Genomic DNA, 19,988 nt, shown 5'->3' on the forward strand with positions numbered 1-19,988 from the left:
CCTAGGCAAGCGGCAGACGGAGCTCGAACAGGGCTCCGCCTGTCGGCGCTTCACGGACCGTGAGCGTGCCGCCGTGTCGTGCGGCCACGTCACGGGCGATGGCGAGCCCGAGCCCGGCGCCGCCGTCGTCGCGGCTGCGGGCGTCGTCGAGACGTACGAACCGCTCGAAGATCCGCTCCCGGTCGCCCTCGGGCACCCCGTCCCCGTCGTCGGCGACCCCGGCCACGGCCCACTCCCCGTCCCGCCGCACGGTCACCGTGACCGCCGACCGGGTGTGCCGCCGCGCGTTGTCCAGCAGGTTGGTGAGCACCCGCTGCAACTGCCCCCGGGACCCGGCCACCTCCACCGCCCCGGCCGCCTCCACGCTCACGCCTTCCCGCCCCGCGGCCTCCTCCCGCGCCAGCGCGGCAAGGTCAAGGCGCCGCCCGTCGACCGGACGCTCCCCCGCGTCCAGCCGGGCGAGCAGCAGCAGGTCGGTGGCGAGGTGCTGCAGTCGTACGGTGTCCTCGACCGCGCCCTCCAGGTCCAGCAACTCGGGGTGCGCGGCGGCCACTTCGAGCTGCGTGCGCAGGCTGGCGATCGGGCTGCGCAGCTCGTGCGAGGCGTCGGCGACGAACCGGCGCTGCCGTTCCACGGAGGTCTCCAGGGCGGCCAGCGTCTCGTTCGTCGTGCGGGCGAGGCGGGCCACCTCGTCGTGTGTGTCCGGCACCGGGACCCGGCGGCCCAGGTCCTCCGAGGCGGTGATCGCGGCCATCTCGCCACGGATGCCTTCCACCGGGCGCAGCGCGCGCCGGGTGACCAGCCAGGTCACGCCCGCGACGACGGCGAGCAGCAGCGGGAAGCCGATCAGCATGACGGTCAGCGCGGTGTTCACGGCGCTCTGTTCGGCGGACAGGGGGGCACCGGCGTAGACGGTGAGCAGGCCGGCCTTGTCGGTCTCCACCTGGACGGTGGCGAAGCGGTAGCCCGCACTGTGGTGGTCGATCGTCGCGGAGCCGGTGGTGAAGGTGGTCTCCTCGCCGATCTCGCCGGGGTGGGAGGAAGCGGAGTCGTCGGCGTCGTCGTCCTCGTCACCGTCTTCGTCGCCGCTGCCGGCCGTGGACTTGGGAGTGGGGCTGGGACCGGGAGTGGGTGTCTGCGGCCGCACCGCGTCGGTGCCCGTACCGCTGATCCGCTCCAGGTTCTCCGTCGCGGCGACGAGCGTGCCCTTCTCGTCGACGACCTGGACGGGCTGGTCGTCGTCGTCCAGGGACAGCTGCTCGTACGTCTTCCCGGCGGAGAGGTCGGTGGCCACCGTCCGCGCGTAACGCTCCGCCGCCGTGCCGGCCTGCCCGATCAGGTTGGAGCGCAGGGACAGCAGGACGGCGGTCCCGGCCGCGACCAGCGCCACCGCGACGACGAGGGTGGCGGCGAGGGTCGCCCGGGACCGTACGGAACCGAACAGACGTCTCATCGTTGCTCCGTCTCCAGCCGGTAGCCGACGCCGCGGACCGTGCGGATGAGCCCGGCGCGCAGTTTGCGGCGCAGGGTGCTGACGTACACCTCGACGATGTTCGGATCGCCCTCGTACGCGAAGTCCCAGACGTGTTCCAGGATCTCGGACTTGGACACCACCTCCCCGGCCCGCAGCACGAACTGCTCCAGGACGGCGAACTCCTTGGCGGTGAGCGCGATCTCGTCGTCGGCCAGGAAGACGCGGCGGGCGGCGGTGTCGACCTTCAGGTCGCCGTGGACGTGCACGGGCGAGGCGCCGGGGCCCTGGGCGCGGCGCCGCAGCAGGGCGTTGATCCGGGCGACGAGGACGACGTACGAGAAGGGCTTGGTCAGGTAGTCGTCGGCGCCCGTGTCGAGGCCCTCCGCCTCGTCGTACTCGCCGTCCTTGGCGGTGAGCATCAGGATCGGCACGTCATGGCCCGCGGCGCGCAGGGCGGCGCAGACACGGTAGCCGTTGAGGCCGGGCAGCATGATGTCCAGGATCACGAGGTCGTACGTCCCCTCCGTGGCCCGGTGCAGACCCTCCCGGCCGTCGTGGACCACGTCCACGGCGTACCCCTCGGCCGTCAGGCCCTTGGCGAGCGACAGGGCCAGCCGCTTCTCGTCCTCCACGATCAACAGGCGCATGCGTAAAGGTTCGCAAAGGGATGCTGAAGATCTCTTCAGGGGGCTTCAGGTTCCTCTCAGCGTCGGTCGTCCAGGGTGGTTGACGTCGAAAGCGAAACGAAGCGATCGAATCAGTACGACTCTGGAGGAACCCGCATGAAGCGCAACATCGTGATCGCCGCTGTTACGGCCGCCGCTCTGATCGGTGGCGGTACGGCCACCGCACTCGCGGGGACCGGGGACGGCGAGGGAACGGCGCGGCAGGCGGACGCTCAGCTGAGGCAGGCCGGTGTCCAGGACGACGACGCCCAGGATCTCGATGACACCGACGGCGCCGACGACGCCCAGGACGACGACGCGGCGCGGGTGTCCGGTGACGTGACGGCGGCCGAGGCCATCGCCACCGCGCTGCGGCACGACCCGGGGACCGCCGTCTCCGTGGAACTGGACGACCAGGACGACGCCGGGCCGGTCGTGTGGCAGGTCGACGTGCTCGGCACCGGCAGCACCTGGCACAGCGTGAACGTCGACCCGGACACCGGCAAGGTCCTCGGCTCCCACACCGAGCGGGAGGACGACACCGCCCAGGTGCGCACCGCGCTGAAGGGCGCGAAGGTGACGGCCTCGCAGGCCGCCGAGGCCGCGGCCGGCAAGGGCACCGTGACGTCGGTGGACCTGGACGAGGACGGCGCCTCGAAGGCCTGGGAGGTCGAGACCCACAAGTCCGGCAAGGCCGAGCAGGACTGGAACGTCGACCTGAAGACCGGCAAGGTCACGGCGGACCGCTCGGACGCCTCCGACAACGACAACGACAACGACGGCGACGACAACGACGTCTGACGTGACGCAGGGGCGCTGCCCCCGCTGACCCCGCAACCCGCCAGAGGGCTCCGCCCCTGGACCCCCGGAACACAGGCCGGGGTTCCGGGGCGGAGCCCTTTGCCGACGCCCGTACCGGCGCCTGTGGGGCGAGGGCCTGTCCGGCGGATCATGCCGCAGACGCGGGGCCTGGCACGCCGATCTGCGGCGTTGTCGTCGGTTGCCGACTCCCCCACTCTCGACCTCGCTCGAGCGGGGGGACCCCCATCACGTCGACGCCCTCCTCCGCCTCGCAGCTCGACGCACCGGGCCCCGCTCACCTGCGTCGACGAGGCGCCGCGCATGTCCTGCGACTTGACCCGCCGGACAGGCCCTAGATGCCCGCGATCACCGCCGCCCCCACCGACACCCCACCCGCCACCAGGAAGCACACCCCCAGCGGAAGTCGCTCCACCAGGAGCCCCATCGTCGCCGCCCCGGCCGAACTCCCCGCGTTGACGGACGTGTTGACCCACGCTCCCGCTTGCGTACGGAACCCGGCCGGGGCGGCTTCATCGGCGATCAGGTACGCCGTCGTCAGGGCCGGCGCGACGAACAGCCCCGCGCAGGCCGCCGCCCCGGTGAGGGTGACCACGCCGGGGGCCAGACCGGCGACGCCGAGCGTCACGCCCAGGCCCGCCGCCAGGAACGGCAGCCGAACCCGGGCCGGCGTACGCCAGTCCACCGCCCCGTTCAGCAGACCCCCCACCGCGCTGCCCGCCGACAGCGCCGCGAGCACCCAGGCGACGGTGTCGTCCCCGAGCCGGCGCTGCCCGGCGAAGGCCACCACCAACAGGTCCACCGCGCTGAGGGACAGACCGACGCCTCCCGCGACGACGATCGGTGGCAGCAGTTCCCGCCCGGGCCTGAGCGACGCCCGTCGGCCCTTGCGTACCCCTCCGCTCCCCCGCATCGCGCCGACCGCCGGTGACATGACGAAGGCGGGCGTCCCCACCCCCATCAGCATGGCGCCCAGCACCACACCCACGGCGGGTGCCGTGAAGCCGACCAGCACGCCCACCAACAGCGGGCCGGTGACGAAGAGAAGCTCCTCCGCGACCCCGTCCAGGCTGTACGCGCGTTGCAGCAGGAGCCGGTCCTCGGCGAGTTCGCGCCACACCGTGCGCATGGTGGGGCCGAGCGGCGGCGCGCAGGCGCCCGTGACGGCGGCGATGACGCCGAGCAGCAGTCCGGACGCGCCCGGATGCCGGCCGGCCACCGTCAGGGTGCAGAGCAGCACCGCGTACAGCAGGGCCATCGGCAGCAGGACCCGGCGCGGGCCGTACCGGTCGACGAGGGCCGCCCGGTACGGCGACAGGAAGACGACGGTGGCGCCGAACACGGCCAGGACGACACCGGCGACGGCGTACGACCCGGTCGCCCGGGTCACGCAGAGCATCACGGCGATCGGGACCACGCCGTACGACAGCCGGGCGGTGAGGGCGGCGGCGAAGGTGCGGCGGGCATGGGGAATGCGGAGTACCGCGGCATACGAAGGCCGCGGGGACACAGCGGACACGACAAAGTTCCTCTACTGGAGGCACGGAAGGGACGCCGAAGTGCCGCGACGGCCACGGCGTGCTGCCGGGTGCGGTCGCGGGCTCGGGCGGGCCCTATGCCAGGAGGAGGAACATGTGGATCAACGTATCAGCGGGTTCATCGCGTACACCATGGGGCGGTCAGCCCTCTGTCAGCCCCGCCACCAGTTCGTCCGCCGCTCGGTACGGGTCGAGTTCCCCGGCGACGATCTTCTCCGCCAGTGTGCTCAGCCGGCGGTCGCCGTGCAGGTCGCCGATGCGTTCGCGCAGGGCGGTGACGGCGATCGTCTCGACCTCGCGGGCGGCGCGGGTGCGGCGGCGTTCGGCCAGGACGCCCCGCTCCTCCATCCACGCGCGGTGCTTCTCCAGTGCCTCGACGACCTCGTCGATGCCCTCGGAGCGGGCGGCGACCGTCTTGACGATGGGCGGGCGCCAGTCGCCGGGGCCGCGGGACTCGCCGAGGCCCAGCATGTGGTTCAGCTCGCGGGCCGTGGCGTCCGCACCGTCGCGGTCGGCCTTGTTGACGACGTACACGTCGCCGATTTCCAGGATTCCGGCCTTCGCCGCCTGGATGCCGTCTCCCATGCCCGGCGCCAGCAGCACCACCGACGTGTCCGCCTGGGAGGCGATCTCGACCTCCGACTGGCCGACGCCGACCGTCTCGACGAGGATCACCTCGCAGCCGGCCGCGTCCAGGACGCGGATCGCCTGGGGGGCGGACCAGGCGAGGCCGCCGAGGTGGCCCCGGGTGGCCATCGAGCGGATGTAGACGCCCGGGTCCGAGGAGTGCTCCGACATCCGGACCCGGTCGCCGAGCAGCGCGCCGCCGGAGAACGGCGAGGACGGGTCGACGGCCAGGACGCCGACCCGCTTGCCCTGTTTGCGGTACGCGGTCACCAGCGCGGACGTGGACGTCGACTTGCCGACGCCCGGCGAGCCGGTCAGACCGACCACGTACGCCCCGCCGGTCAGCGGGGCCAGTGCCGCCATTACCTCCCTGAGCTGCGGGGACGCCCCCTCCACGAGGGAAATCAGCCGGGCCACGGCCCGCGGCCGGCCTTCCCTGGCCTGGGTGACCAGCGAGGAGACGTCCTGCATCACAGCTCCGTTCAGCGAGATCAGAGGAAGACGTACAGCGGACTCAGGCCTTCGGTACCCGCACGATCAGCGCGTCACCCTGCCCGCCGCCGCCGCACAGTGCGGCCGCGCCCACGCCGCCGCCGCGCCGCTTCAGCTCCAGCGCCAGGTGCAGGACGAGGCGGGCGCCGGACATGCCGATCGGGTGGCCGAGGGCGATGGCACCGCCGTTGACATTCACCCGTTCCGTGGACACGCCGAGGTCCTTCATTGACTGGACCGCGACCGCCGCGAAGGCCTCGTTGATCTCGATCAGGTCGAGGTCGGAGACCTCCAGGCCCTCCTTCTTGAGGGCGTGGAGGATCGCGTTGGACGGCTGCGACTGCAAAGAGTTGTCGGGACCGGCCACGTTGCCGTGGGCGCCGATCTCGGCGATCCACTCCAGGCCGAGCTCCTGCGCCTTGGCCTTGCTCATCACCACGACCGCCGCGGCGCCGTCGGAGATCTGCGAGGCCGAGCCCGCGGTGATCGTGCCGTCCTTCGTGAACGCCGGGCGCAGCTTGCCCAGGGACTCCGCCGTGGTCTCCCCGCGGATGCCCTCGTCCTTGGCGAAGACGACCGGCTCGCCCTTGCGCTGCGGGATCTCCACGGGGGTGATCTCGGCCTCGAACAGGCCGTTCTTCTGGGCGGCGGCGGCGCGCTGGTGGGACAGGGCGGAGAACTCGTCCTGCTCGGGGCGCTGGATGCCGAGGCGGGTGTTGTACTTCTCCGTCGACTCGCCCATGGCGATGTTCTCGAAGGCGTCGGTGAGACCGTCGTACGCCATGGCGTCGAGCATCTCGATCGCCCCGTACTTGAAGCCCTCGCGGGACTTGGGCAGCAGGTGGGGGGCGTTGGTCATGGACTCCTGGCCGCCGGCGACGATCACGTCGAACTCACCCGCACGGATCAGCTGGTCGGCCAGCGCGATGGCGTCGAGGCCGGACAGACACACCTTGTTGACGGTGAGCGCCGGGACGTTCATCGGGATGCCGGCCTTGACCGCGGCCTGGCGGGCCGGGATCTGCCCCGCCCCGGCCTGGAGCACCTGGCCCATGATCACGTACTGCACCTGGTCGCCGCCGATACCCGCACGGTCGAGGGCGGCCTTGATCGCGAAGCCGCCGAGGTCGGCTCCCGAGAGGGACTTCAGCGAGCCCAGCAACCGACCCATGGGCGTCCGGGCGCCCGCGACGATCACCGAGGTCGTGCTGTTCGATCCAGTCATGAGCTGCGATCCCCTTATCCGGCCTGCACTGGCCGAGGAGTGAACGAGGGTTTACTTCGAATGTACTGAGCGGTAGTCCATGCCGTCATCGGGCTGTCGGTGTGATCGCGCGCACGTTGCGTAACCACCTCCGGAGCGCTGCACTGAATCCATGCTGACGCGAATCGACCACATCGGGATCGCCTGTTTCGACCTCGACAAGACCGTCGAGTTCTATCGGGCCACCTACGGCTTCGAGGTGTTCCACTCCGAGGTCAACGAGGAGCAGGGCGTGCGCGAGGCCATGCTCAAGATCAACGATACGTCCGACGGCGGAGCTTCGTACCTGCAGCTCCTGGAGCCGACCCGGGAGGACTCCGCCGTGGGCAAGTGGCTCGCGAAGAACGGCGAGGGCGTGCACCACATCGCCTTCGGTACGGCGGATGTCGACGCGGACGCCGCGGACATCCGCGGAAAGGGCGTACGCGTTCTGTACGAAGAGCCGCGAATCGGTTCCATGGGGTCACGGATCACCTTCCTGCACCCCAAGGATTGCCACGGCGTACTGACGGAACTGGTCACTTCTGCGCCCGTTGAGTCACCTGAGCACTGACCCTCGTACATATGGGCCGGTAGGGTTGGGGGCGGTCGTCGCTCACAACCAGGGCGACCAGGGTCCTGCCGTCACGGCGGGACCTGGCCGGGGTCCGGGTTTCGGGGGACGAGCGTCGGGGCAGCAGCCCGTGCTCCGCCGTTGATCTGACACCATTCCCCGGGAGCCCCGTTCTGCGAACGGACGGAGCTCGTACGGAGAGACTTGCGACCAGGGGACGGATGGGACCGCGCAGTGCGGGGCTACGAGAGCCAGGAGCGGGAACCGGCGGCTGACGTCGACCACCTCACTCGTTTCGAAGCCGAGATGAAGCGGCTGAAGACCGAGCGGGAAAAGGCGATCCAGCATGCCGAGGACCTCGGCTACCAGGTCGAGGTGCTGCGCGCCAAGTTGCACGAGGCGCGGCGCACCATCATGTCCCGGCCCGCCTTCGACGGCGGCGACCTCGGCTACCAGGCCGAACAGCTGCTGCGCAACGCGCAGGTCCAGGCCGACCAGCTGCGCCAGGAGGCCGAGCGCGAGCTGAGCCAGGCCCGGGCGCAGACCCAGCGCATCCTCCAGGAGCACGCCGAGCAGGCGGCCCGGCTCCAGGCGGAGCTGCACCAGGAGGCGGTCACCCGCCGCCAGCAGCTCGACCAGGAACTGGCCGAGCGCCGGCAGACCGTCGAGTCGCACGTCAACGAGAACGTGGCGTGGGCGGAGCAGCTGCGCGCCCGCAGCGAGCAGCAGGCCCGCCGGCTCCTGGACGAGTCCCGTGCCGAGGCCGAGCAGGCCATGGCGGCGGCCCGTGCCGAGGCCGAGCGGGTGACCTCCGAGGCCCGGCAGCGGCTGACCAGCGAGGCCGAGTCGGCCCGCGCGGAGGCCGAGCAGTTGCTGCGCCGTGCCCGCGCGGACGCCGAGCGGCTGCTGAACGCCGCCTCGACGCAGGCCCAGGAGGCCACCGACCACGCCGAGCAGCTGCGCACCTCCACCACCTCGGAGTCGGAGGCGGCCCGCCGCCAGGCGCAGGAGCTGAGCCGGACCGCCGAGCAGCGCATCCAGGAGGCCGACACGGCCCTGCGTGAGGCGCGCGCCGAGGCGGAGAAGGTGGTCGCCGAGGCGAAGGCCGCTGCGGAGAAGGCGCTGTCGAGCGCGGAGTCGGCCAACGAGCAGCGCACCCGTACGGCTAAGGAGCAGGTCGCCCGGCTGGTCACCGAGGCCACCAAGGAGGCCGAGGCCACCCGGTCGGACGCCGAGCAGATCGTCGCGGACGCCCGGGCGGCGGCGGAGAAGCTGCTCGACGAGGCCGCCGAGAAGGCCCGCACACTCACGGCCGAGGAGAGCGCGACCCAACTGTCCAAGGCGGCCAAGACGGCCGAGGACGTCCTCAACAAGGCGCAGGAGGACGCGCGCAACACCACCAAGGCCGCCGCCGAGGAGGCCGAGCGGATCCGCACCGAGGCGGAGACCGAGGCGGACCGGCTGCGGGCCGAGGCGCATGACATCGCCGAGCAGCTCAAGGGCACGGCGAAGGACGACACCAAGGAGTACCGCGCCAAGACGGTCGAGCTGCAGGAGGAGGCCCGCCGACTGCGCGGCGAGGCCGAGCAGCTGCGCGCCGAGGCGGTCGCCGAGGGCGAGAAGATCCGCTCCGAGGCGCGCAAGGAGGCCGTCCAGCAGATCGAGGAGGCGGCCAGGACCGCCGAGGAGCTGCTGGCGAAGTCCAGGCAGGACGCGGACGAGCTGCGCCAGAAGGCCACCACGGACAGCGAGAAGGTCCGCACCGAGGCCATCGAGCGGGCGACGACCCTGCGCCGGCAGGCCGAGGAGACCCTGGAGCGCACCCGCAAGGAGGCCGAGCGGCACCGCGCCGAGGCCGTCGAGCAGTCCGAGGGCATCAAGGCCGACGCCGAGCGGGCCGCGCTCGACCTGCACGAGGAGACCGAGCGGGCCATGGAGGCCCGCCGCGCCGAGGCCGCCGAGGAACTGACCCGGCTGCACGCCGAGGCCGAGGAGCGCCTGGTCGCCGCCGAGCAGGCGCTGGCCGACGCCCGTGAGGAGGCCGTGCGGATCCGTCGCGAGGCTTCCGAGGAGGGCGAGCGGCTGCGCGGCGAGGCCGCCGAGCGGATCCGCACCCTCCAGCAGCAGGCCGAGACGGAGGCCGAGCGGCTGCGCACCGAGGCCGCGTCCGACGCCTCCGCCTCCCGCGCGGAGGGCGAGGCCGTCGCCGTGCGCCTTCGGTCGGAGGCGGCGGCGGAGGCCGAGCGGCTGAAGTCGGACGCGCAGGACACCGCCGACCGGGTCCGGGCGGAGGCGCAGGCCGCCGCCGAGCGGCTGTCGACGGAGGCGTCGGAGACGCTGGCCGCCGCGCAGGAGGAGGCCAACCGGCGTCGCCGCGAGGCCGAGGAACTGCTCGGCGCGGCCCGCCAGGAGGCCGGCCAGGAGCGTGAGCGGGCCCGCGAGCAGAGCGAGGAACTGCTGGCCTCGGCGCGCAAGCGCGTCGAGGAGGCGCAGGCCGAGGCCGTACGACTGGTCGAGGAGGCCGACCGGCGGGCCACCGAGATGGTGTCGGCCGCCGAGCAGCACGCCCAGCAGGTACGGGACTCGGTCGCGGGGCTGTACGAGCAGGCCCAGGAGGAGATCACCGGGCTGCGTTCGGCCGCCGAGCACGCGGCGGACCGTACCCGCCGGGAGGCCCAGGAGGAGTCGGACCGGGTCCGCGCGGACGCCTACGCCGAGCGGGAGCGGGCCTCCGAGGACGCGAGCCGGATTCGGCGTGCGGCGGCCGAGGAGACGGACGCGGCCAAGGCGCTCGCCGAGCGCACGGTCGGGGACGCGATCGCGGAGGCGGAGCAGCTGCGCTCGGACGCGTCCGAGCACGCCCAGCGGGCCCGTACGCAGGCGTCGGAGACCATCGCCGAGGCCGACCAGGCGGCGGCGCGTACCCGGGCGGACGCCCGCGAGGACGCCAACCGCATCCGGTCGGACGCGGCGACGCAGGCCGACACCCTCATCACCGAGGCACGCAACGAGGCCGAGCGCCTCACCACCGAAACGATCACGGACACCGACCGGCTGCGCCAGGAGACGGTCGCCGAGGCGGAGCGACTGCGGTCGGAGACGGTCGCGGAGGCCGAGCGGGTCCGGTCCGAGGCGCTCGCCCAGGCCGAGCAGTTTGTCGGCGAGGCCACCGGCGAGGCGGAGCGGCTGCGTGCCGAGGCCGCCGAGACGGTCGGGTCGGCCCAGCAGCACGCCGAGCAGGTCCGCAGCGAGTCCGCGCGGGTCAAGGCGGAGGCGCTGTCGGAGGCCGAGCGGGTCACCACGGCCGCGCGCGAGGAGTCCGAGCGCACCCTCGACGAGGCTCGCCGTGCCGCCAACCAGCGGCGTTCCGAGGCGGCCGAGCAGGTCGACAAGCTCATCTCGGAGACCGCCGCCGAGGCCGACAAGCTGCTCGCCGAAGCGCAGCAGCAGGCTCAGAAGACCACCGCGGAAGCGGAGGCCCAGGCCGACAGCATGGTGGGCGCGGCCCGCACCGAGGCGGACCGGCTGGTGTCCGAGGCGACGGTCGAGGGCAACTCGCGGGTGGAGAAGGCGCGAACGGACGCGGACGAACTGCTTGTCGGCGCCCGCCGGGACGCCACCGCGATAAGGGAGCGGGCCGAGGAGCTGCGCGACCGCATCACGAACGAGATCGAGAGCCTGCACGAGCGGGCCCGCCGCGAGGCCTCCGAGACGATGAAGTCGACCGGCGACCGCTGCGACGCGCTCATCAAGGCCTCCGAGGAGCAGCTGGTCAAGGCCCAGGCGAAGGCCAAGGAGCTGGTGTCGGAGGCCAACTCCGAGGCCGGCAAGGTGCGGATCGCCGCCGTCAAGAAGGCCGAGGCGCTGCTGAAGGAGGCCGAGCAGAAGAAGGCGGCGCTCGTGAAGGAGGCCGAGGACCTCAAGGCCGAGGCGATCCGCGAGGCGAGGCGCACGGTCGAGGAGGGCAAGCGCGAGCTGGAGATCCTGGTGCGCCGGCGCGAGGACATCAACGCCGAGATCTCGCGTGTCCAGGACGTCCTGGAGGCGCTGGAGTCGTTCGAGGCACCTGTGGGGGGCAAGGACGGGGTCAAGGCGGGCGCCACGGTCGGCGCCCCTCGTTCGGGTAACAAGTCGTCGGACGGCTAGAACAAAGTGCGAATTCCGGTGTCCTCTGAGGCCTTTGACCAAGTTTTTGGCAAGTCGTCCGCGGGTTAGCCACCCAAAAGGGGTGTCATTCTCCAGATCAAACACGCATCCGCTCGATGACACACCGCTTCGGCCCCTAGGATTCCCCCTATCACCTCACCGGTCTCATTCGACAGGAACCCCATGAGCGACACTTCCCCCTACGGCTTCGAGCTTGTGCGGCGTGGATACGACCGCGCTCAGGTGGACGAACGCATCTCGAAGCTCGTCTCCGACCGTGACAGCGCTCTGGCCCGTATCACTGCTCTGGAAAAGCGCATCGAGGAGCTTCACCTCGAAACGCAGAACGCCCAGGCTCAGGTCAGCGACGCCGAGCCGTCGTACGCCGGTCTCGGCGCACGTGTCGAGAAGATCCTCCGCCTCGCCGAGGAAGAGGCCAAGGATCTGCGCGAGGAGGCCCGGCGCGCGGCCGAACAGCACCGCGAGCTCGCCGAGTCGGCGGCCCAGCAGGTGCGCAACGACGCAGAATCGTTCTCTGCGGAGCGCAAGGCCAAGGCCGAGGACGAGGGCGTCCGGATCGTCGAGAAGGCCAAGAGTGAAGCCTCGCAGCTGCGCTCCGAGGCCCAGAAGGACGCGCAGTCGAAGCGCGAGGAGGCCGACGCCCTCTTCGAGGAGACCCGCGCCAAGGCCGCGCAGGCCGCCGCCGACTTCGAGACGAACCTCGCCAAGCGCCGCGAGCAGTCGGAGCGCGACCTGGCCTCGCGTCAGCAGAAGGCGGAGAAGCGTCTCGCGGAGATCGAGCACCGCGCGGAGCAGCTTCGCCTGGAGGCGGAGAAGCTGCGCACGGACGCCGAGCGCCGTGCCCGTCAGACCGTCGAGACGGCGCAGCGCCAGGCCGAGGACATCGTGGCCGACGCCAACGCCAAGGCCGACCGGATCCGTTCGGAGTCCGAGCGCGAGCTGGCCGCCCTCACCAACCGCCGCGACTCCATCAACGCCCAGCTGACGAACGTGCGCGAGATGCTCGCCACGCTCACGGGCGCCGCGGTGGCCGCCGCCACTACGCCGGCCGACGACGAGCCGATCTCCCGGGGTGTCCCGGCTCAGCAGTCCCGGTAAGCGTGTGACGTAGTACGACTGGGCCCGCATCCCGTGCGAGGGGTGCGGGCCTTCGTCATGGGCTTCGCGAAACAGCCGCTGCCACGGTTGTCGCCGCCCGGCCGGATCCGTCCGCCCGCACGATTGGCATCGGCCGGGGCCCGCCCCTAGCGTGGACCGCATGATCGAGCTCGAGGGGCTGACCAAGCGGTACGGCGAGAAGGTGGCGGTCAACAACCTGACCTTCACCGTCAGACCGGGCATCGTGACGGGCTTCCTCGGGCCCAACGGCGCCGGCAAGTCGACGACCATGCGGATGATGCTGGGGCTCGACCGGCCGACCGCCGGGGACGTCCGTATCGACGGCAGGCACTACGAGCAGCTCAAGGACCCGTTCCGGTACATCGGCGCCCTGCTCGACGCCAAGGCCATGCACGGCGGACGCAGCGCCTTCAACCACCTGCTGTGTCTCGCGCAGAGCAACGGCATCCCCAGGAGCCGGGTGCACGAGGTGCTGGACACGGTCGGCCTCACCTCGGTCGCGAGGAAGAAGGCCAAGGGCTTCTCGCTCGGCATGGGGCAGCGGCTCGGCATCGCGGGCGCGCTGCTCGGCGACCCGCGGATCCTGATGTTCGACGAGCCCGTCAACGGCCTCGACCCCGAGGGCATCCACTGGATCCGCAACCTGATGAAGTCGCTGGCCGCGCAGGGCCGTACGGTCTTCGTCTCCTCCCATCTCATGAGCGAGATGGCGCTGACCGCCGACCACCTCGTCGTCATCGGGCAGGGCCGGCTGCTCGCGGACACCTCCATGGCGGACTTCATCGCACGGAACTCGCGGTCCTACGTCCGCATCCGCTCCCCGCACCGCGAGCGGCTGCTCGACGTGCTGCACGGCGCCGGGATCACCGCCGTACAGGCCGGCGACGGCGCGCTGGAAGTCGACGGCTGGAAACCCGAGTCCATCGGGGAGCTCGCGGCGCAGCACCAGATCGTGCTGCACGAGCTGAGCCCCCAGCAGGCCTCCCTGGAGGAGGCGTTCATGCAGCTGACCGCGGAGTCGGTCGAGTACCACGCGCATGCCGGCACGCCCCTGACGCAACCGCAGTGGGGCGACGGCTGGAAGGGGAACTGACCATGGCGGCGATCCAGGTCGTCCGGTCCGAGTGGACCAAGATCCGGTCGGTGGCGTCCACGGTGTGGACGCTCTCCCTCGCCGTGGTCGTCACCATCGCGCTCGGCATGCTGATCTCGGCGTTGTCGAAGAACGAGTTCGACACCATGAGCCGGGGCGACCGGCTGTCCTTCGACCCGACGTTCATCAGCTTCGCGGGCATGAGTCTCGGACAGCTGGCGATGATCGTGTTCGGTGTGCTCGTCGTGTCGAACGAGTACAGCACCGGCATGATCCGCACCTCGCTGGCCGCCGTACCGCAGCGCGGCACCTTCCTGTTCAGCAAGATCGCGGTCGCGACCGGGCTCTCGCTCGTCGTCGGCATGGCCACCAGCTTCGTCGCCTTCTTCCTGGGGCAGGCGATGCTGGGCACCCACAGGGCGGAGATCGGCGACTCCGGCGTGCTGCGCGCGGTCATCGGCGGCGGCCTCTACATGACCCTGATCGCGATGTTCTCGATGGGCGTGGCCGCGATGCTGCGCTCGCCGATGCTGTCGCTGGGCGTCCTGATGCCGTTCTTCTTCCTGATCTCCAACATCCTGGGCAACGTCGACGCGACGAAGAAGATCGGCCGCTATCTGCCCGACCAGGCCGGCAGCAAGATCATGCAGGTGGTCACCCCGATCGACGACGACACACCGTACGGCCCCTGGGGCGGCCTCGGGATCATGGCGCTGTGGGTGCTCGCCGCGCTGCTCGGCGGTTACGTCCTGCTCAAGAAGAGGGACGCCTGAAGCCGGAGAGGGCGGGCCGAAGCTTTGGGCTTTGCTTTCATTTGAGCGGAACCGTCAGCGCCCCGATAAGCTCCTAACCCTTACGGGGGGCGTGTGCCCCGCTGTCCTGAACCTTGCGATGGGTGCGGAAGCATGATCGAGGCAGTCGGCCTGACCAAGCGCTACGGCGACAAGACCGCTGTGTACAACCTTTCCTTCCAGGTGCGGCCGGGGGCCGTCACCGGCTTCCTCGGGCCCAACGGCTCGGGCAAGTCGACGACAATGCGCATGATCCTCGGCCTGGACAACCCCACCTCGGGGCAGGTGACGATCGGCGGCTATCCCTACCGCAAGCTGCCCAACGCGCCCCGCCAGGTCGGCGCACTGCTCGACGCCAAGGCGGTGCACGGCGGCCGGGCCGCCCGCAACCACCTGCTGTGCCTGGCCCAGCTGTCCGGCATCCCGGCCCGCCGGGTCGACGAGGTGCTCGGCGTGGTCGGCCTCCAGGACGTGGCGAGGAAGCGCTCCAAGGGCTTCTCCCTCGGCATGGGCCAGCGGCTCGGCATCGCCGCCGCGCTGCTCGGCGACCCCCAGGTGCTGCTGTTCGACGAGCCGATCAACGGCCTCGACCCCGAGGGCATCCTCTGGGTGCGCAACCTGATGAAGGCGCTCGCGGCGGAGGGCCGTACGGTCTTCGTCTCGTCCCACCTGATGAGCGAGATGGCGGTGACCGCCGACCACCTGATCGTCATCGGGCGCGGACAGCTGCTCGCCGACATGAACATCAAGGACTTCATCTCGGCCAACTCGGCCGACTTCGCGCGCGTCCGTACGCCCGAGACCGACCCGCAGCTGCGCGAGAAGCTGTCGTCCGCGCTCACCGAGGCGGGCGGGCACGTGATGCCGGAGCAGGACGGCGCGCTGCGCGTGACGGGGCTGCCGCTGCCGCGCATCAGCGACATCGCGCACGACACCGACGTACGCCTGTGGGAGCTGTCGCCGCACCAGGCCTCGCTGGAGGAGGCGTACATGCGGATGACGCAGGGCGCCGTCGACTACCGCTCGACCATCGACCAGAAGGCCGGGCTCCAGCAGCAGCTGCCGCCGGGCGCGCAGCCCCCGATGCCGATGCCGGGACAGGGTCAGCCGGGCTGGTACGCACCGCCGCCGCCCCAGCAGGGCGGGCAGCCGTTCTCGATGCCGCAGGGCCGGCCACCCGCGGGCCCGTACGGCGCTCCTGGCGCGGTCCCGGGCCCCGGCGCCGGTGCGCCCAACCCGTACGCCCCGCAGGCGCCGTACGCCCCGCAGGCCCCGGCCGCCGCACCGCCCGCCGCGCCCGCGGCCCCCGCCCCGGCCCCGGGAGCTCCCGCCCCCGCCTCCTCCGCCCCTGCCGCCGACCTGAACAAGCCCGAGGACGCCCGATGAGCACCCCGCAGCCCCAGATGCCGCAGGCCGCACCCACGTGGCAGGCGGCGCCCGGACCGTCGCAGCCCACGTACACCTCGCCGATCCCCGTCGTGCGCACGCACCTCGGACACGCGATCGCCTCCGAGTGGACGAAGATCAGGTCGGTGCGCTCCACGATGTGGACGCTCGGCGTGTTCGTGCTGCTCGTCATCGGCATCGGCCTCGCGGCCGGCGCGCTGGTCGCCGCCAACTCGGCCGAGGAGAGCCTCGCGGGCGAGAACCCGCTGTCCTTCGGCTTCTTCGGGCTGCTCCTCGGCAGCATGTGCGTCATCACGCTCGGCGTGCTGACCACGGCCTCGGAGTACGGCACCGGCATGATCCGGACCACGATGGTGGCGTGCCCCTCGCGCGGCCGGGTCCTCGCGGCGAAGGCGATCGTGTTCTTCTCGGTCGCGTTCGTGGTGACGCTGGTGTCGGCCCTGCTGGTCGCCCTGGCGGACGTCGCCATTCTGGAGGGCGCCAAGGAGCCGTCCGGCCAGGAGTGGCTGAAGGGCACGGTCGGCATCTCGCTCTACATCGCGCTGCTCGGCCTGCTGTCGCTGGTGGTCGGCTCGATCATCCGGCACTCCGCGGGCGCGATCACCATCATGATCGGCCTGGTGCTGGCCCCGCTGGTCATCGCGCTGTTCATGTTCTCGGCGTCCCTGGAGGACCTGCGCCAGGCCCTGTTCGAGTACTCCATCCCGAACCAGCTCAGCGTCTTCTACTCCAACTCCCTCACCGAGACGGGCCCGTCCGGCTGGGACCCGCTGTGGATCGCCATCGGCGTCACGGCCGCCGCGTTCGCCGGCGCCTTCGCGCTGCTGGAGCGGCGGGACGTGTAGGCCACGCAGGAGACGGGGCTCTCAGAACCTCGGCGCGTTACGGGACCGCTGCACCCGCGTGGTGCGGCGGTCCTTCGCGTTCCAGCACGCCTTGTGCCAATGGCGGCGCTCGTCGACGCCCGAGTGCTCGGGCCAGGCGACGACGTGCGGGACCCCGTCCGGGATCAGCTGCTCGCAGCCCGGGCAGCGGTACGCCTTGCCCTGGGCGCTCGCCCCGGCCACATGACGCACGCTCCACTGTTCGCCCCGCCAGTCCTCGGCGGACTGGAAGCCGCCGTAGCGGCCGGAGCGGTCGTCCTCGGCGCTCCGGCCGGACGAGCCTGACGAACCGGCTCCCTTGGGTCGGTTGCGACGCGGGGACACGGGACACCTCACGGGGCTATACAGGAAGCGGGCCGCGTCCAGCCTACGCGGCACGGACGGGGGTATGCGTACGGCACCAACCCCCACAAGTCCCCCTCGATGGCGGACCATTCTGCAGACAATCCGCAAATCTCTTCGCCAGGCCGTGTCCTCGGCACGTGTCAGACGGTTATGCCGAGTGGGGGAGCTCCGCGTCGGGGCCAAGGAAGCAGGAAGAGCGATGCACGTAGGAAGTTTCGTGTTGGCTGCCCAGTTCCCGGGGCAGGGCCAGGGGGAGGCGCTGCACCGCGCGGTCCGCTCCGCCGAGGTGGCCGAGGAGGCCGGGCTGGACGCGGTCTGGCTGGCCGAGCACCACTTCGTGCCGTACGGCACGTGTCCGTCGGCCGTCACGCTGGCGGCGTTACTGCTCGGCCGCACCCACCGCATCCGGGTCGGCACCGCTGTCAGCGTGCTGTCCACCACGCACCCCGTGGCACTCGGCGAGCAGGCCGCGCTGCTGCACCTGACGAGCGGCGGGCGTTTCTCGCTCGGCGTGGGGCGCGGCGGACCCTGGGTCGACCTGGAGGTGTTCGGCTCGGGCCTGGAGGCGTACGAGTCGGGGTTCCCGGAATCACTCGATCTGCTGGTGCGCTGGCTGCGCGAGCCCTCGGTCGCCGCCTCGGGCGAGCGGTTCGCCTTCCGTGAGGTCCCCGTCGTCCCCAGGCCCTCCGAGGCGCTGACGGAGACCGCGGGCCCGGAGGTCGTCGTCGCGTGCACCTCCCCGGCGAGCGTGCGGCTGGCCGCCGAGCGCGGGCTGGCGATGCTGCTCGGGATGCACGTCGGGGACGAGGAGAAGGCCGAGATGGTCGCGCTGTGGCGCAGGCACGCGCGCGCGTCCGGGCATCCCCCGGAGCAGGTCCTCGGGGCGGCGCACGTGTCGGCCGGCGTCTGCCAGATCGCGGACCGGCGCCAGGACGCGGTCGAGACGCTGACGAAGGCGATGCCGGGCTGGCTCAGGCAGGGGCTCGGCGCCCATGTCACGGTGGACGGCCGCGAGCGTTCGATGCGCGACCCGCTGGCCTACACCGAACTGCTCTGCGGACTGCACCCGGTGGGCACTCCGCGGCTGTGCGCCGACCGCCTCGCGGCGACCAGCGAGCGGACCGGCGTCTCCCGGTTCGCCTTGCTCACCGAGGGCTCGGGTGACCTGGCGGCCACCGAGGAGAATATCCGGCGGCTGGGTGCCGAGGTCATCCCCCACCTCGGCTGAACGGCCCTGTCGGGCAGGGAGCTTGCCGCCCCGGTACTGAAGCACCTCCCGCGTACGGAGCGGCAAGCCAGCAGCTCACTGCGTCAGCAGTCCCGAAGCTCCGGGGACTGGTTCAGCAGCTGGTTGCGCGCCGAGGTGAAACGGGCCAGCGTCTCGTCGACGGAGGAGTCCAACGGGAACACCGCCACCCGGTGGCAGTTCTGGAACGCCAGCCGCACGCCGAAGTGCCGTTGCAGCGCGCCGCGTATCGCGTCACTCGCAAGCGCACGCAGCAGCTGACCGCGTGCCTGCTCGTCCGGCGGGGGCGTCTGGTTGTCGGCGAACTGACCGCCGTCGACCTTCAGCTGGGCCACCAGGGAGCTGATCATCTCCCACGCGTAGGGCAGGGAGGTCCGGACGCAGTCGACGAAGGCAGCTTCGTCGACCTCGCCTCGCTCGGCCTGATCGAGTAGGGCCGGTGAGACGTCGAGCGACATGGGTTCTCCTCTCGCACCCCCGATCAACAGGGGTTGCCGGACAGATAAGGGGGGTTCGCGATACCGAACACGCTGTGTACACGACTCGCGACCTCCCGTTTACTACCGTAAGCAACGGACGGTGACGGCACCAGGAGAATGCGTACATGCACAGACCTCATTAGGCACACAATCGGCCACAACCGAACAGGTATGTTCCACAACAAGAGGGGCGGCCCGCAGGGCCTCGGTTGAGGGCGGTGGTGGGCGACGGGAGGGCGAATCGCGTGCACTGGCGCCCGTCGAGTAGCGTTGCCGACCATGCGTCTCGTCATCGCCCGGTGCTCCGTCGACTACGCCGGCCGGCTCACCGCCCACCTCCCCTCCGCCCCCCGTCTCATCCTGGTGAAGGCGGACGGCAGCGTCTCGATTCACGCGGACGACCGGGCCTACAAGCCCCTGAACTGGATGTCGCCGCCCTGCACGCTGAAGGAGGGTTCCGGCGAGGAGGAAGGCGTCTGGACCGTCATCAACAAGGCGGGCGAGAAGCTCATCATCACGATGGAGGAAGTTCTCCACGACTCCTCGCACGAGCTGGGCGTGGATCCCGGCCTGATCAAGGACGGCGTGGAAGCACACCTCCAGGAGCTCCTCGCCGACCGCATCGAAACCCTCGGCGAGGGCTACACGCTCATCCGCCGCGAGTACATGACGGCCATCGGCCCGGTCGACATCCTGTGCCGGGACGCGGACGGCCAGACGGTCGCGGTGGAGATCAAGCGGCGCGGCGAGATCGACGGGGTCGAGCAACTCACCCGCTACCTGGAGCTGTTGAACCGCGATCCCCATCTCGCCCCGGTCCGCGGCCTCTTCGCCGCCCAGGAGATCAAGCCGCAGGCCCGCGTCCTCGCCACGGACCGCGGCATCGGCTGCACGGTCCTCGACTACAACGCCCTGCGAGGCATCGAGGACGACAAGCTGCGGCTGTTCTGACGCTCACTCCTCCACGACGTGAAGGGCCCGGTCCGTTTCCCCGGACCGGGCCCTTCCGCGCTGTGCCCGCGCCT

17 protein-coding genes are annotated in these 19,988 nt (G+C 71.4%); 10 read left to right on the forward strand and 7 right to left on the reverse strand.

Features of this window, described 5'->3' with window-relative positions:
- Position 1 precedes the first annotated feature (1 nt).
- Complete coding sequence (locus KUM49_RS25720) at positions 2 to 1,453, reverse strand: cell wall metabolism sensor histidine kinase WalK (RefSeq protein WP_217239321.1); 1,452 nt, start codon at positions 1,451 to 1,453, stop codon at positions 2 to 4.
- On the reverse strand, positions 1,450 to 2,121 hold the full coding sequence (locus KUM49_RS25725) for a response regulator transcription factor (protein ID WP_217239322.1): 672 nt from the start codon (positions 2,119 to 2,121) through the stop codon (positions 1,450 to 1,452). Before KUM49_RS25725 ends, KUM49_RS25720 begins: the two co-directional genes overlap by 4 nt.
- Before the next feature lie 135 nt (positions 2,122 to 2,256).
- On the opposite strand from KUM49_RS25725, the gene KUM49_RS25730 reads away from it, so the two are divergent.
- Entirely contained in the window at positions 2,257 to 2,940 is a 684-nt protein-coding gene (locus KUM49_RS25730; RefSeq protein ID WP_217239323.1) for a PepSY domain-containing protein, read from the forward strand.
- A 352-nt stretch (positions 2,941 to 3,292) separates the two neighbouring features.
- On the opposite strand, the gene KUM49_RS25735 is transcribed toward KUM49_RS25730, so the two are convergent.
- The 3 genes from KUM49_RS25735 to KUM49_RS25745 form a co-directional block, all read right to left on the reverse strand.
- The gene (locus tag KUM49_RS25735) at positions 3,293 to 4,477 is read right to left on the reverse strand and encodes an MFS transporter (protein ID WP_217239324.1); all 1,185 of its coding nucleotides are present in this window, start codon (positions 4,475 to 4,477) and stop codon (positions 3,293 to 3,295) included.
- Positions 4,478 to 4,637: 160 nt separating this feature from the next.
- Positions 4,638 to 5,594, reverse strand: coding sequence for a methylmalonyl Co-A mutase-associated GTPase MeaB (meaB, locus tag KUM49_RS25740; RefSeq protein WP_217239325.1), 957 nt, complete (start codon positions 5,592 to 5,594; stop codon positions 4,638 to 4,640).
- Positions 5,595 to 5,637: 43 nt separating this feature from the next.
- Positions 5,638 to 6,840, reverse strand: coding sequence for an acetyl-CoA C-acetyltransferase (locus tag KUM49_RS25745; protein WP_217239326.1), 1,203 nt, complete (start codon positions 6,838 to 6,840; stop codon positions 5,638 to 5,640).
- Positions 6,841 to 6,991: 151 nt separating this feature from the next.
- Between KUM49_RS25745 and mce the strand changes: the two genes are divergently transcribed.
- The 7 genes from mce (at position 6,992) to KUM49_RS25780 (ending at position 16,854) form a co-directional block, all read left to right on the forward strand.
- Positions 6,992 to 7,432, forward strand: coding sequence for a methylmalonyl-CoA epimerase (gene mce, locus KUM49_RS25750; protein ID WP_217239327.1), 441 nt, complete (start codon positions 6,992 to 6,994; stop codon positions 7,430 to 7,432).
- Between the two features lie 234 nt (positions 7,433 to 7,666).
- Positions 7,667 to 11,578, forward strand: a complete 3,912-nt coding sequence (scy, locus tag KUM49_RS25755; RefSeq protein ID WP_217239328.1) for a polarized growth protein Scy — start codon at positions 7,667 to 7,669, stop codon at positions 11,576 to 11,578.
- 183 nt (positions 11,579 to 11,761) lie between these two features.
- On the forward strand, positions 11,762 to 12,697 hold the full coding sequence (locus KUM49_RS25760; protein WP_217239329.1) for a cellulose-binding protein: 936 nt from the start codon (positions 11,762 to 11,764) through the stop codon (positions 12,695 to 12,697).
- A gap of 160 nt (positions 12,698 to 12,857) precedes the next feature.
- Entirely contained in the window at positions 12,858 to 13,811 is a 954-nt protein-coding gene (locus KUM49_RS25765; protein ID WP_217239330.1) for an ABC transporter ATP-binding protein, read from the forward strand.
- A gap of 2 nt (positions 13,812 to 13,813) precedes the next feature.
- A complete protein-coding gene (locus KUM49_RS25770; RefSeq protein ID WP_217239331.1) occupies positions 13,814 to 14,584 on the forward strand; it encodes an ABC transporter permease in 771 nt (256 codons plus the stop codon).
- A gap of 132 nt (positions 14,585 to 14,716) precedes the next feature.
- A complete protein-coding gene (locus KUM49_RS25775; RefSeq protein WP_217239332.1) occupies positions 14,717 to 15,988 on the forward strand; it encodes an ABC transporter ATP-binding protein in 1,272 nt (423 codons plus the stop codon).
- Positions 15,985 to 16,854 (forward strand): ABC transporter permease subunit, encoded by an 870-nt coding sequence (locus KUM49_RS25780; RefSeq protein ID WP_217239333.1) that lies wholly within the window; start codon positions 15,985 to 15,987, stop codon positions 16,852 to 16,854. The genes KUM49_RS25775 and KUM49_RS25780 overlap by 4 nt, the downstream gene beginning before the upstream one ends.
- A gap of 21 nt (positions 16,855 to 16,875) precedes the next feature.
- Here the strand turns inward: KUM49_RS25780 and KUM49_RS25785 are convergent, their stop codons facing one another.
- Complete coding sequence (locus KUM49_RS25785) at positions 16,876 to 17,217, reverse strand: ATP/GTP-binding protein (RefSeq protein ID WP_217239334.1); 342 nt, start codon at positions 17,215 to 17,217, stop codon at positions 16,876 to 16,878.
- A 220-nt stretch (positions 17,218 to 17,437) separates the two neighbouring features.
- On the opposite strand from KUM49_RS25785, the gene KUM49_RS25790 reads away from it, so the two are divergent.
- Positions 17,438 to 18,466, forward strand: coding sequence for an LLM class flavin-dependent oxidoreductase (locus tag KUM49_RS25790; protein ID WP_217239335.1), 1,029 nt, complete (start codon positions 17,438 to 17,440; stop codon positions 18,464 to 18,466).
- A gap of 83 nt (positions 18,467 to 18,549) precedes the next feature.
- On the opposite strand, the gene KUM49_RS25795 is transcribed toward KUM49_RS25790, so the two are convergent.
- Positions 18,550 to 18,942, reverse strand: coding sequence for an SCO5389 family protein (locus tag KUM49_RS25795; RefSeq protein ID WP_217239336.1), 393 nt, complete (start codon positions 18,940 to 18,942; stop codon positions 18,550 to 18,552).
- A 300-nt stretch (positions 18,943 to 19,242) separates the two neighbouring features.
- On the opposite strand from KUM49_RS25795, the gene nucS reads away from it, so the two are divergent.
- Complete coding sequence (gene nucS, locus KUM49_RS25800) at positions 19,243 to 19,914, forward strand: endonuclease NucS (protein ID WP_217239337.1); 672 nt, start codon at positions 19,243 to 19,245, stop codon at positions 19,912 to 19,914.
- Positions 19,915 to 19,988 lie beyond the last annotated feature (74 nt).

The sequence above is a fragment of the Streptomyces sp. AC555_RSS877 genome (assembly GCF_019049245.1).
GTDB lineage: Bacteria > Actinomycetota > Actinomycetes > Streptomycetales > Streptomycetaceae > Streptomyces.

What these genes read in the sequence shown, in the direction of transcription:
- KUM49_RS25720 (WP_217239321.1), bottom strand. Translation starts at nt 1,453, where the DNA reads ATGAGACGTCTGTTCGGTTCCGTACGGTCCCGGGCGACCCTCGCCGCC.
- KUM49_RS25725 (WP_217239322.1), bottom strand. Translation starts at nt 2,121, where the DNA reads ATGCGCCTGTTGATCGTGGAGGACGAGAAGCGGCTGGCCCTGTCGCTC.
- KUM49_RS25730 (WP_217239323.1), top strand. Translation starts at nt 2,257, where the DNA reads ATGAAGCGCAACATCGTGATCGCCGCTGTTACGGCCGCCGCTCTGATC.
- meaB (WP_217239325.1), bottom strand. Translation starts at nt 5,594, where the DNA reads ATGCAGGACGTCTCCTCGCTGGTCACCCAGGCCAGGGAAGGCCGGCCG.
- KUM49_RS25745 (WP_217239326.1), bottom strand. Translation starts at nt 6,840, where the DNA reads ATGACTGGATCGAACAGCACGACCTCGGTGATCGTCGCGGGCGCCCGG.
- mce (WP_217239327.1), top strand. Translation starts at nt 6,992, where the DNA reads ATGCTGACGCGAATCGACCACATCGGGATCGCCTGTTTCGACCTCGAC.
- KUM49_RS25760 (WP_217239329.1), top strand. Translation starts at nt 11,762, where the DNA reads ATGAGCGACACTTCCCCCTACGGCTTCGAGCTTGTGCGGCGTGGATAC.
- KUM49_RS25765 (WP_217239330.1), top strand. Translation starts at nt 12,858, where the DNA reads ATGATCGAGCTCGAGGGGCTGACCAAGCGGTACGGCGAGAAGGTGGCG.
- KUM49_RS25770 (WP_217239331.1), top strand. Translation starts at nt 13,814, where the DNA reads ATGGCGGCGATCCAGGTCGTCCGGTCCGAGTGGACCAAGATCCGGTCG.
- KUM49_RS25775 (WP_217239332.1), top strand. Translation starts at nt 14,717, where the DNA reads ATGATCGAGGCAGTCGGCCTGACCAAGCGCTACGGCGACAAGACCGCT.
- KUM49_RS25780 (WP_217239333.1), top strand. Translation starts at nt 15,985, where the DNA reads ATGAGCACCCCGCAGCCCCAGATGCCGCAGGCCGCACCCACGTGGCAG.
- KUM49_RS25790 (WP_217239335.1), top strand. Translation starts at nt 17,438, where the DNA reads ATGCACGTAGGAAGTTTCGTGTTGGCTGCCCAGTTCCCGGGGCAGGGC.
- KUM49_RS25795 (WP_217239336.1), bottom strand. Translation starts at nt 18,942, where the DNA reads ATGTCGCTCGACGTCTCACCGGCCCTACTCGATCAGGCCGAGCGAGGC.
- nucS (WP_217239337.1), top strand. Translation starts at nt 19,243, where the DNA reads ATGCGTCTCGTCATCGCCCGGTGCTCCGTCGACTACGCCGGCCGGCTC.